This window comes from Amycolatopsis sp. lyj-23, from assembly GCF_046549135.1.
In the GTDB taxonomy this organism is placed as follows: Bacteria; Actinomycetota; Actinomycetes; order Mycobacteriales; family Pseudonocardiaceae; genus Amycolatopsis.
Map to the genome: position 1 here is coordinate 475,062 of NZ_JAJPWN010000004.1, position 11,095 is coordinate 486,156.

9 protein-coding genes are annotated in these 11,095 nt (G+C 71.5%); 4 read left to right on the plus strand and 5 right to left on the minus strand.

Annotated features, from left to right (window positions below):
- Nucleotides 1-25: 25 nt before the first annotated feature.
- The 4 genes from ACLJPY_RS11670 to ACLJPY_RS11685 all read right to left on the minus strand — a co-directional run bounded on the left by ACLJPY_RS11670 (nucleotide 26) and on the right by ACLJPY_RS11685 (nucleotide 4,228).
- The gene (locus ACLJPY_RS11670) at nucleotides 26-1,222 is read right to left on the minus strand and encodes a Dyp-type peroxidase (RefSeq protein ID WP_410588031.1); all 1,197 of its coding nucleotides are present in this window, start codon (nucleotides 1,220-1,222) and stop codon (nucleotides 26-28) included.
- On the minus strand, nucleotides 1,219-2,376 hold the full coding sequence (locus ACLJPY_RS11675) for an EfeM/EfeO family lipoprotein (RefSeq protein WP_410588291.1): 1,158 nt from the start codon (nucleotides 2,374-2,376) through the stop codon (nucleotides 1,219-1,221). Before ACLJPY_RS11675 ends, ACLJPY_RS11670 begins: the two co-directional genes overlap by 4 nt.
- A gap of 207 nt (nucleotides 2,377-2,583) precedes the next feature.
- Complete coding sequence (locus ACLJPY_RS11680) at nucleotides 2,584-3,360, minus strand: ArsR/SmtB family transcription factor (protein WP_410588032.1); 777 nt, start codon at nucleotides 3,358-3,360, stop codon at nucleotides 2,584-2,586.
- Between the two features lie 76 nt (nucleotides 3,361-3,436).
- Nucleotides 3,437-4,228: a hypothetical protein gene (locus ACLJPY_RS11685; RefSeq protein WP_410588033.1), complete on the minus strand. Its 792-nt coding sequence runs from the start codon at nucleotides 4,226-4,228 to the stop codon at nucleotides 3,437-3,439.
- A 175-nt stretch (nucleotides 4,229-4,403) separates the two neighbouring features.
- Between ACLJPY_RS11685 and ACLJPY_RS11690 the strand changes: the two genes are divergently transcribed.
- Nucleotides 4,404-5,192 carry a hypothetical protein gene (locus tag ACLJPY_RS11690; protein ID WP_410588034.1) on the plus strand — a complete coding sequence of 263 codons (789 nt, stop codon included), beginning with the start codon at nucleotides 4,404-4,406 and terminating at the stop codon, nucleotides 5,190-5,192.
- Nucleotides 5,189-7,141: a serine/threonine-protein kinase gene (locus tag ACLJPY_RS11695; RefSeq protein ID WP_410588035.1), complete on the plus strand. Its 1,953-nt coding sequence runs from the start codon at nucleotides 5,189-5,191 to the stop codon at nucleotides 7,139-7,141. The genes ACLJPY_RS11690 and ACLJPY_RS11695 overlap by 4 nt, the downstream gene beginning before the upstream one ends.
- On the opposite strand, the gene ACLJPY_RS11700 is transcribed toward ACLJPY_RS11695, so the two are convergent.
- Nucleotides 7,119-7,541, minus strand: coding sequence for a hypothetical protein (locus tag ACLJPY_RS11700; protein ID WP_410588036.1), 423 nt, complete (start codon nucleotides 7,539-7,541; stop codon nucleotides 7,119-7,121). The genes ACLJPY_RS11695 and ACLJPY_RS11700 overlap by 23 nt on opposite strands.
- Before the next feature lie 930 nt (nucleotides 7,542-8,471).
- Between ACLJPY_RS11700 and ACLJPY_RS11705 the strand changes: the two genes are divergently transcribed.
- Both ACLJPY_RS11705 and ACLJPY_RS11710 read left to right on the plus strand, forming a co-directional pair.
- A complete protein-coding gene (locus ACLJPY_RS11705) occupies nucleotides 8,472-10,238 on the plus strand; it encodes a chitinase (RefSeq protein ID WP_410588037.1) in 1,767 nt (588 codons plus the stop codon).
- A gap of 45 nt (nucleotides 10,239-10,283) precedes the next feature.
- Entirely contained in the window at nucleotides 10,284-11,039 is a 756-nt protein-coding gene (locus tag ACLJPY_RS11710; RefSeq protein ID WP_410588038.1) for an IclR family transcriptional regulator, read from the plus strand.
- Nucleotides 11,040-11,095 lie beyond the last annotated feature (56 nt).

Here is an 11,095-nt window from a genome sequence, read left to right on the forward strand (position 1 = left end):
CCTTTCGTGGTGGGGATGGAGGTGCTCAGGCGAGCAGGGCTCGCCCGAAGTGGTCGTCCGGGCCGGTGACCCCCGGCAGCGCGAAGAAGTAGCCGCCGCCGAAGGGGGAGATGTAGTCGGTCAGCGGCTCGCCGGCCAGGCGCGTCTGGACGGCCTCGAACTGGCGCTCGAGGTCCTGCTGGTAGCAGACGAAGACCAGGCCCATGTCCAGGTTGCCGTTGCTGTCGACGCCGCGGTCGTAGTTGACCGCGCGGCGCAGGATCCGGCTGGCGTCGGTCTGCGGCGTGCGCGGGTTCGCCTTGCGGATGTGGCTGGTCAGCGGGATGACCGTGCCGACGGGGTCGTCGGCGTACCCCGGGACGTCGGTTTCCGCGGTGCCGTCGAGCGGGGCGCCGGTGTCGCGGCGGCGGCCGAACATGTTCTCCTGCTCGGCCAGCGAAACCCGGTCCCAGAACTCCACCAGCATCCGGATCAGCCGGATCACCTGGTAGCTGCCGCCCGCCGTCCACGCGGGCTCGCCCTTCGTCCACACCAGACTGTCCAGTTCGGACTCGGCGGGGTTGCTGGTGCCGTCCTTGAAGCCCATCAGGTTGCGGGGCGTGCCGTCGGGGCGCGGCCGGGAGCTGAAGCCGTTGAGCTTCCAGCGCAGCTGCATGCCACCGCGGGTGGCGCGCGCGATGTCGCGCAGCGCGTGCAGGACGGTGTCGGTGTCGTTCGCCGACAGGACGAGGCTGAGGTCGCCGTGGCACTGGGCGGGGTCGAGGGCGTCGTCCGGGAACGTCGTCATCGGCTTCAGCTTGGCGGGCTTGAGCTTCGCCAGCCCGTACCGGTCGTCGAACAGGCTCGCGCCGACGCCGAGGATGACGCCGAGGTCGCTGCCGGGGACCACCGGCCCGAGCACGCCGGAGTCGGCCGGTGGCGCGGTGATCCCGAGCGACGCGGGTGCACCGCCGGCGGTGAGGAAGCGGGCCCGGTCGGTGACGGCGCGGAAGAGCTCGGTGAGTTCCGCCTTGGACTCGGCGACGGCGTCGAAGGAGGCGAAGATCGTCTGGGCCGGCGGCTTCCGGAGGATGGCCGCCTGGTGGTCGCCGTGGAAGGGCACGGGCGAGCTGCCGTCGGTGACGGTCGCGGAGGAGGCGCCGAGCCCGGCCCCGGCGGCCACGGTCAGCCCGGCGCCCATCGCGGCCCGGCGCAGGAAGGACCGGCGGGGGAGGTTCGTCACGAGACCCTCCTCGGCTCGGCGATCGCCGCGATCGGGGCCAGCAGCTCCGTCAGTTCGCTCACGTCCGCGTCGAGCTTCTGCCGCTGTGGCCGGCTCAGCTCGGCCGGGCGGACCCAGGTGCCGTCCGGGCGGCGGGCGGCGTCCAAAGCGGACTGCGTGCGGTCCAGCCAGCGGTCCACTTCGGCCAGCGCCGGGTACCGCGGCGCCAGCAGGGGGCGCAGGACGTCCAGGACCGCGCGCGTCCCGTCGAGGTTCGCGCGGGCCGTGGCCAGGTTGGTGCCGCTGCCGTAGTCGGTGCGGCCGGTCAGTTCGAACTGCAGGGTGTTCTCCATGATCTCGTGCGCGCGCAGCCCGAGGTCGTTCCCGTCGACCTGGCTGGTGGCGAAGGACGTCTGCAGCGCGTGGGCGTCGGCGTCGAGCTGATCGGCGACGGCGGCGAGCGCGCCGACGTCCTCGCCGTGCCAAAGCCCCTGCTCCAGGCGGTGGAAGCCGGTGAAACCCGGGTCGGCTGCCCCGGCGGGCCTCCCGTCGGCCGTGCCGTTGAGCGCGCCGTCGGAGTCGCCGAACGCGTCGTAGGCCGCGCCCAGCCGCTCGTAGGTCAGGTGGGCGGTCAGCCACGCCGCCCGGCTCGCCGCGCGGTCCCCGCCGTGGACGGTGGTCTTCAGCGCGCCGGTGTTCGCGACCAGCTCGCCGAGGCCCGTCGTGACGTGCTGCTGGTAGGCCTTGAGCGGGCCGAGCAGGTCGTCGTGCGTCACCGGCGCGACGCCCGGCCCGGTCCGGTCGGCGCCGCCGGTGACCCGCACCGACGGCCCGACGATCGCGCCCGCGTCCTCGGGCAGGCACCGGAACGCGTAGCTGCCGTTGCCCAGGTTGACCTGCAACGGCCGGGTGGTCGCCGCGCCGAGGCCTTCGACCTCGCCGTAGATCACGCCGGTCGCGGGGTCGATCAGGTCCACTTCGGCCGTCACCGACCCGGTGTTGTGCAGGCGGAAGGTCTGCGGCCCGGGCTTCGGGTCGGTCCAGCCGGTACCGCAGGCGGAGCGCGAAACCGCGATCTCGGGGTCGACGGCGGCGGCGTCGTCCGGCCAGAACGCCACGACACCGCCCGCCGCGGCGGCCAGCACCACGGCCACCACGATCCAGCGGCTACGCACTGTCGGCACGCCGGCTCTCCCGTCACTCGATCGGACCATCACCGGTCACGGATTATGCGAGCCTATCGCCCGGAAAACCGCATCGGATCGGGTCGAAAGAGGGAAGTTCACCGGGACTTCAGCCGGGCGCCGACGAAAGGGGGAGGATTCAGACGTTTTTCTGTGCCAGATCTGTCTGGTTCGGGTTGTTCGACCGGTTCGCCGAGGTCACGGCAGCGGCGCGCCCGTCTCCAGCAGCGTCTTCAGGCTGGACAGCAGCGCGGGCCAACCCTGGCTGCACATCGCCAGCGTCGTGCTGCCGTCGTCGAAACCGTCGTGCAGCACGGTCAGCTTGACCATTTCCCCGTGCGGTTCGATGGTGAAGGTGACTTTCGAGCGGCTTTCCTGCTGCAGTTTCGCGAGCGTTTCGCCGTCGATCCCGTTTCCGTTCGCCCAATCTGCGGTGAAAGTGTGCCACGCGTAGGACAACCGGTGGTACGGATCCGATTCCAGGACGACCTGCCCGGGGTCTTCGGTCTTCCGGCCGTTCTCGGTCCACGTCATCGGGGAGCCCTTTTGCCAGTCGGTTTCGAAGGAAACACCCCAGTACTGGCGGGTGAAGGCCGGATCGGTAAGCGCTTGCCAGAGCTTTTCCGGGGTCGTGTTGATGTAGGTGGTGTAGGCGAACTCGTTCATCGGTGCGGACTCCAGTGCTCGTTTCAGATCGGCCAGCGCGCCGGCTCGCCGCCGGTCGTAGCGGGTCATCCAGCGCTCGGCGATCGCGTTGATCGGCGCGGCGTCGAGGTGGTGCAGCTTTTCGCGGCCGCGCCACGTGGTCGTGATCAGCCCGGCCGCCTCGAGCACGGCCAGGTGCTTGCTCACCGACTGGCGGGCCATGTCGAGCCCCGAGCACAGTTCGCGCAGGGTCTGGCCGTTGCGCTCGTTGAGCACGTCCAGCAGCCGGCGGCGGCTGGGATCGGCCAGTGCCTTGAAGACCTCGTCCATCGCGCCTCTCCAAAAAGGCAGCCGGGCGGCTGCCTTTCGACGATAGGCAGCCTTCCGGCTGCATGTCAAGCGGGTGCTACCGGAAGCGGATCACCGTGATGCCGGCGAGGACGAAGAACACGAGGATGACGAGCGTGCCGGTCTGGCTCCCGGACGAGCGCGTCACGACCTGGTCGACGGCGCCGGTCAGCCGCACGCCGCACTCGGCGACGACGGTGTGCGGGCCCGCCTCGATGCGCGTGAACTCGACCGGCGCGGTGAACGCGCCGGAGCTGTCGGTGTAGGCGGTGCCGACCTCGGTGCCGTCCGACATCAACGTGACCAGCCGGCTCGGCTGGCAGCCCTTCCCGGACGCCGAAAGCGGCTCGCCGGCTTTGATGCTCGGCCGGTCGAGCACGAGTTCACCCGGCTTCGGCGCGGTGCCGGCCGTCGTCGGGGTGCCGGGCGTGGCCGGCGTGGTCGGGGACGGCGGTGTGGTGCTCGTGGGCGGCGGGGTGGTGGTCGGGGTGACCGGGGTCGTGGTGGGAGCCGGCCGGGTCGGGCGCGTGGTGGCCGGCGGCGGGGGCGGCGTGGTCGTCGCCGGCGGCGGCGGGGGCGTGGTGGTAGGGGTGCCGGTCACGGTGAACCGGCTGCTCGCGGTGAGCGGCTGCTTGGTCCGGGCGTTGGTGCACGTGCCGGTGACCGGGTAGGTGCCGGGCTGGGCGCCGGCCGGCACGGTGGCCGCGACCGTGCCGCTCGTCTGCTGCAGCGTGGCGTTCGCCGTCCACAGCGGCGTGCCGTTCCAGGAAAAGCTGATCGCGCTGCCGCACGGGTAGAAATTCCAGGAAATGGTGAAGGAACTCCCGGCCTGCCCGCTCGACGGTTTCAAACCAACCGACGATGTGTATTGTGCGTCGGCGGTGCCCGCCGCCGCGAGCAGAAGCAACGTTCCGGCCACGGCGCCGAAAAACAGGCGAACCACGAATCGCATTGGGACGTCCCTCCCCGGTGTGTGCTCGCTGTAGCATTCCGGACCAGTCGGATAAGGCAAGTAGGGGTGCCCAATGGGACGTGTCATCGCGGCGGGGGTTGCGTTGGGTTTGTGCGCGGTGCTGCTGGGCGCGCCACCGGCCTCCGCGGAGTCGGCGCCGCTGCGGCTGCAGGTGTCGATCGACCAGCGGCCCATCGAGGACGCGACGATCCCGATCGATCCGGCGAACCAGGTCGAGCTGCAGGTCGTGGCGACCAACCCGGGGACCGCGCCGGTGAAGGTCCGCAGCGTGCGGCTTTCGGGCGTCGCCCTCGCCCTGACGTTCTTCGCCTACGACACGACCGCGCCCTTCGAGGTGCCGGCCCGCGGCTCGGTGTCCCGGACGTTCGTCCTAGACCTCGGTGACCTGGCCGGGCAGGCGACCGGGCTGCTGCCGTCGTCGGTCGAGCTGCTCGACGCCGGGCGCGTCTCGCTGGGGGAGGCGACCACGGTCGCCGACGTCCGCGGCTCCTTCTGGTCGGTCTACGGCGTCTTCGGCCTGGCGATGCTCGTGCTGACGGTCCTCGCGTGGGTGACCGCGCTGCTGGCGCTGGCCCGGCACCGGCTGGCGCCCAACCGCTGGCGCCGCGGCGTGCGGTTCCTGCCCGCCGGGTTCGGCACCGGCCTGGTCGCGGTGATCAGCCTGTCGGTGCTGCGCCTGGTGCCGCCCGAGCCGGCGGTCGAAATCCCGGTGGTGCTCGGCGCGGCGGCGATCGCGTTCCTGCTCGGCTACCTGACGCCGTCCCTCGCGCCGCCGGCCGTCGCGGAAAGTGACGCCACCGTGCAGCTGCCCCTGCCGGCCACGCAGGAATTCACCCGATGAGCGCACCGGCCGAGCTGGTCGCCGCCCTGCCGCAGTACGACATCGGGGAGTCGATCGGCGAGGGCGGCATGGGTGTCGTGTTCGCCGGCGTGCACCGGACGCTGGGCCGCAGCGTCGCGATCAAGCAGCTGCCGTGGGACGTGCTCAACCACGCGTCGAGCAGCGAGCTGTTCGACCGCGAGGCCCGGGTGCTCGCCAGCCTGGACCACCCGCACATCGTGCCGGTGTACGACTACGTCCGGACCGGCCGCGAGCACCTGCTGGTGATGGAGCGGCTCGACGGCGGGACGGTGCACAGCCGCTTCCACGGCGGCGGCGTCAGCGGCGAGCAGGCGTGCGCGATCGGGCTGGCCATGCTGGCCGGGTTGCACGCGGCGCACCGGGCGGGCGTGCTGCACCTCGACGTCAAACCGCGGAACCTGCTCTTCAGCACGCAGGGCGTGGTGAAGGTGGCCGACTTCGGCATCGCACGGGTGATCAGCGAGGGCGCCACGCTGGTGACGCACGGTGGCGAGATCCTGGGAACCCCGGCGTACATCGCCCCGGAGCAGGCAATGGGCAACGCGCTGAGCCCGGCGGCCGACGTGTACGCGGCGGGGACGGTGCTGTACGAGCTGCTCTCGGGCCGGCTGCCGTTCGACAACACCCGCGGCGCGATCAGCATGATGCGCCAGCACATGTTCACCGACCCCCAGCCGATCGCGGGGGTACCGGCCCCGATCGCCGGCGTGGTGATGCGCAGCCTGGCCCGCGAGCCGGACGCGCGGTACCGGGAGGCGGAGTCGTTCGCGGCAGACCTCGCCGCGGCGGCGACGGTGGCGTACGGATCGGGGTGGCTGGAGCGGTCCGGGGTACCGGTGCTGCACCTGACGCCCCGGGTGATCGCGGGTTTGAACGCGGCGACGGCGCCGGTGCCGCCGGGAGAGGCCCGGACCCGCCCGGTGGCGCGGCCGGGGGCGACGCTCGTGGGAGCGCCCGCCGAGGTGGGCGACGCGCCGGGGTGGCCGGGCGGGCAGGTTGGTGTGGGTCCGGGCGTCGAGGGCGCCGGGTGGCCCGGCGGACCGGGTGGCGCCGGGCCCGGTGCCGGCAGTGCCGAGGGTGCCGGTGTCAGCCGGTCGGGCGGGCCTGGTGGTGGCGGGTGGCCCGGCGGTGCCTCGGGCGTCGAAGGTGCCGGCGGTGGGCGGCCCGGCGGGACCGGTGCCCGAGCGAGTGGTTCCGGGTGGCCCGGTGCTGCCGCCGAGGGTGCCGGCGCTTCTCAAGCCGTGGTGGTGTGGCTGCGGCTGGCCGCCGGGGCGGCTGCGGTCGTTCTCGTCGTGCTGGCCCTGCTCAACCCCGCTCGGCTGCCGCACCCGGCGGCCGCGCTGGTCCTCGGGGGTGCCGCCGTCTCCGCGCCGGTCGAGGTGGACCTCAGCAAGCCTGTCGTGCTCAGCGGGCCTGGGAATCCCGGGCGGGTCGAGCTGCGCCTCTCCGCCGCCGGGATCCCGCTCGGGTCCGCGGCCGCCGAGGCCAAGCCCGGCGCCAACGGGTTCACCGCCGAACTCACCCTGCCGGGGATCGCCCGGTGGATCGTCGGGGGCGCCGTCACCGCCGAGGTGCGGACCGGCTCCTCCACGCAGTCCTTCACCCTCCTCACCAGCCAGCACCCGCTGGCCAGCGCGATGGGCGCGGGCAGCCTGATCCTCGCGCTGTTCGCGCTCGCCTACCTCGAATCGGGGCTGCGCACGATCCGCAACGGCCACCGCTGGCGCGGCGCGGCCGTCGGTGGCCCGGTGCTGGGCCTGCTGTTCGGCGCCGCGGTGTGGCTGTGCTCGTCCGTGCTGCGGGTGCACGAGCCGTCGCCGGGGTTCGGGGCCGGGTGCGCGGTGGCGGGCGCCGTCGCGGCCGGGCTGGTCGTCGCCGCGGCGCGGCGCCGGGCGTCCACAGTGGTCAGTCGACCATCCGGACGGTGACGTGCGGGCTGTAGCTCTTGCGCCGGCTCCACCCGTGTTCGGCGCAGAGGCTCAGCTGGATGGCGCGGTCGGCGGGCGCCCAGTAGCCGGTGCGGACGAAGTAGCCCTCCATCGTGTTCAGCGCGCCGAGGGTCTTGCGCGCCGAGCACATCTCCCAGCCCCACTGGCGCCCGGACTTCTCGACGCCGTTGCGGCGCACGGAGATCCGCGGGTTGCCGACCGCGCGGATGTCGCCGTCGCCTTCGGTGACGTAGACGACGCCGTCGATCTTGTAGAACCGGTTGTTGTCCAACAGGGCCACCTGCCCGGAGAGGGTGATCGCGACGTGGGCGCCTTCGCCGCCCGTGAGCGTCCAATCGAGACAGAATTCCTGGACCGGGAGTTCCAGCGACTGGGTCATGACTCGTATCCCCTGTTCTCACTGAGCGTCCTTTCTGAAGATAAGGATTTCCCGGGCGGCGGGAAGGGGTGGGGGCGATCTTCACCCGATGCGGTTCCTGGGGTGGATGGGTTGGGGTGTAGGGGTTTTCAGGCGAAGGAGTGATGTGGGTACGGGGGGTGATCGGTGGGGGTTCGGGCGGGTGGTCTTCGGTGCACGGGTGGTTGTTGGTCACTGTGCGTGAGGTTGCTTGGTTGTTGCGGATCATCGGGTGCGGGGTTGGTGAGGTGGTCGCGCCGTTGATTCGGCTTCTTTTCGGGGTGGGACGGGGTTGTCCGGCGTTTGCTTTCCGCCGGCCCGAACGCCGGATTGTTCAACGGCCGCCACGCCGCGTCAAGGCGGGAAAGCGTGCCTTGACCCGGCGTGGCGGCCGCTGAGGTGGCTGCGTATCGGGTCGGCAGGGGGGTGTGGTCGGGGGATGCTGGGGGCGGGTTGGGTTGCCACCTTCTGGGGTGCTTTCCTGCGCTCGGGTATGAGGGTGGCTTGGTTGGTTTGGCGGCTCGCCTTTCGCTCGCCCGACGCGACGCGACGCGACCCGACCGACCCGACCTGACTCGACCCGATCCGATCCGACTCGACCCGACTCGACTCGACCCGAGCCAGCCGACCCGACTCGACCCGATCCGACTCGACCCGACTCGACCCGAGCCAGCCGACCCGACTCGACCCGATCCGACTCGACCCGACCCCGCGCACCCGGCCTGCGCCCCCGTAGCGCACACCAGCTATCCCGAGCCCGCAACCGCGCCCGCGTCCCCTGCAGCGCTCACCGCCCCTCCCAAGCTGCAACGGTGCCCAGCACGAGCCCCGCCCGGCCGCAACCCTCCTTTTGGTCTGGACAACTCACGCATTGGTCTAGACAATAAGGTTCTCCCTTGACTGGAGGACCCGATGAGGCGTTCCCGACTGTCCGCAACCCTCGCCGCCTTCCTGCTTGGCCTCTCCGCACTGGTCGTGGGCCCGGCTGAGGCTGCCAACCTCCTCTCCAACCCCGGGTTCGAAGCCGGGTCGCTCTCCGGTTGGACCTGTGCCAATTCCGCTGTTGTCAGCACTCCCGCGCACAGCGGGAGCTATGCCCTCGCCGGTACGCCCGTCGGGGCCGACTACGCCCAGTGCTCGCAAAGCGTCTCCGTTCAGCCCAACACCACCTACTCGCTCTCCGCCTGGGTGCGGGGGAATCCCGTCTACCTCGGCGTCACCGGTGGGCCCTCGACCTGGTCCGGCAACTCCAGCGCCTACAACCAGCTCTCCCTCACCTTCACCACCGGTAACCAGACCTCCGCCCAGCTCTACCTCCACGGCTGGTACGGCGCCGGCACCTACTACGCCGACGACGTCCTCTTCGACGGGCCCGGTGGGAACACGCCCGGGACCCCGGGCGCTCCCGGCACTCCGCAGATCGGCGCGGTCACGGCCAGCTCCATCGCCCTGAGCTGGGGCGCCGGTGCCGGGACCGTCACCGGGTACCGCGTCTACGAAGGCAGCACCGTCGTCGCCACGACCAGTGGGACCAGTGCCACCGTCGGCGGGCTCAAAGCCTGCGAGACCCACAGCTACTCCGTCGCCGCCTACAACTCCGCCGGTGAATCCGCGAAGAGCGCGACCGCCACCGGCAGCACTTCCGGCTGTGTCGACACCGGGCTGCCGAAGCACGCCCTGATCGGGTACCTGCACGCCAGCTTCGCCAACGGCTCCGGCTACGTCCGGATGGCCGATGTGCCCGCCGCCTGGGACATCATCGATCTCGCCTTCGGGGAACCCACCTCCGTCACCTCCGGGGACATCCGGTTCACCCGGTGCTCGGTCAGCGAATGCCCGAACGTCGAGAGCGACGCCGACTTCGTCGCCGCCATCAAGGCCAAACAGGCTCAGGGCAAGAAGGTGCTCATCTCCATCGGCGGGCAGAACGGCCAGGTGCAGCTGACCACCGCCGCCGCGCGGGACAAGTTCGTCAGCTCCGTCTCCGCCATCATCGACAAGTACGGCCTCGACGGGCTCGACGTCGACTTCGAGGGCCACTCGCTGTCGCTCAACTCCGGGGACACCGACTTCCGCAACCCGACCACGCCCGTCATCGTCAACCTGATCTCCGCCCTCAAGTCACTGAAAGCGAAATACGGCTCGGGTTTCGTGCTCACCATGGCGCCGGAAACCTTCTTCGTGCAGGTCGGCTACCAGTTCTACGGCGGCACGAGCGCCGGTGACGCGCGGACCGGTGCCTACCTGCCCGTCATCCACGCCCTGCGGGACTCGCTCACCGTGCTGCACGTCCAGGACTACAACTCCGGCCCGGTCATGGGGCTCGACAACCAGTACCACAACATGGGCGGCGCCGACTTCCACATCGCCATGACCGACATGCTCAAGGCCGGCTTCACCGTGGCCAACACCGGCCAGTTCTTCCCCGGCCTGCGCCCGGACCAGATCGCCGTCGGGCTGCCCGCGGCCGTCAGTGCCGGCAACGGCTACACCTCGCCCGCCGACGTCCAGACGGCGGTGAACTGCCTGGTCAAGGGCAGTGGCTGCGGTTCGTACACGCTGCGCGGGGGCACTTCGCCGAGCTTCCGCGGGCTGATGACGTGGTCGATCAACTGGGACAGGTACTACAACTGGGAATTCCAGAACAGCCACGAGCCGTTCCTGAACGCCCTGCCGTGACGCCGGCAGTGTGCCCCGCCCGCCGGGTGGGGCACACTGTCGGACGTGGTCAAGCCGGTGCAGGGCGAATCGGTGCTCCGGCGCGTCGTGCGCATCTTCGAGACCTTCGGGCCGGACACGCCCGCACTGCGCGTCACCGACATCGCGCGGCGGGCGGACCTGCCCGTCGCCACCGCGTCCCGGCTGGTCGAAGAGCTCGTCGGGCACGGGTGGCTGCGGCGCGATCCCGACCGGCGGGTCCGGGTCGGCGTCCGGCTGTGGGAGCTGGCGTCCCGCGCTTCGCCCACGCTCGGGCTGCGTGAAGCCGCGATGCCGTTCATGGAGGACCTGCACGCCGTCGTCGGGCACCACACCCAGCTCGCGGTGCTGGAGGACCGCGAAGTGCTGTTCGTCGAGCGGCTCTCGGCGCCCGGCGCGGTCGTCAACGTGACGCGGGTGGCCGGGCGGCTGCCGCTGCACGCGTCCTCCTCCGGGCTCGTCCTGCTCGCCCACGCGCCCGCCGACCTGCAGGAACAGGTGCTGGCCGGCCCGCTCGAGGCCTTCCGGCGCACCACGCTGACCGAGCCCGCGCGGCTGCGCCGGTTCCTCGCCGACGTCCGGCGCACCGGGTACGCGTTCTGCGCCGGCTTCATCGACGAGGAGACCACCGGCATCGCCGTGCCGCTGCGGGGACCGGACGGGGACGTCGTCGCGGCGCTGTCGGTGATCGTGCCCAACGACCGGAGCGCGCGGAGGCAGATCCCGGCCCTGCAGGCCGCGGCGCGCGGGATCTCGCGGGCGATGGGGAATTCTTCTCGTTGAATGAGAATGTCGTAGTCGCGGGCGGGGTCGCCGATCCATGCTCGGGCTCTGTCACG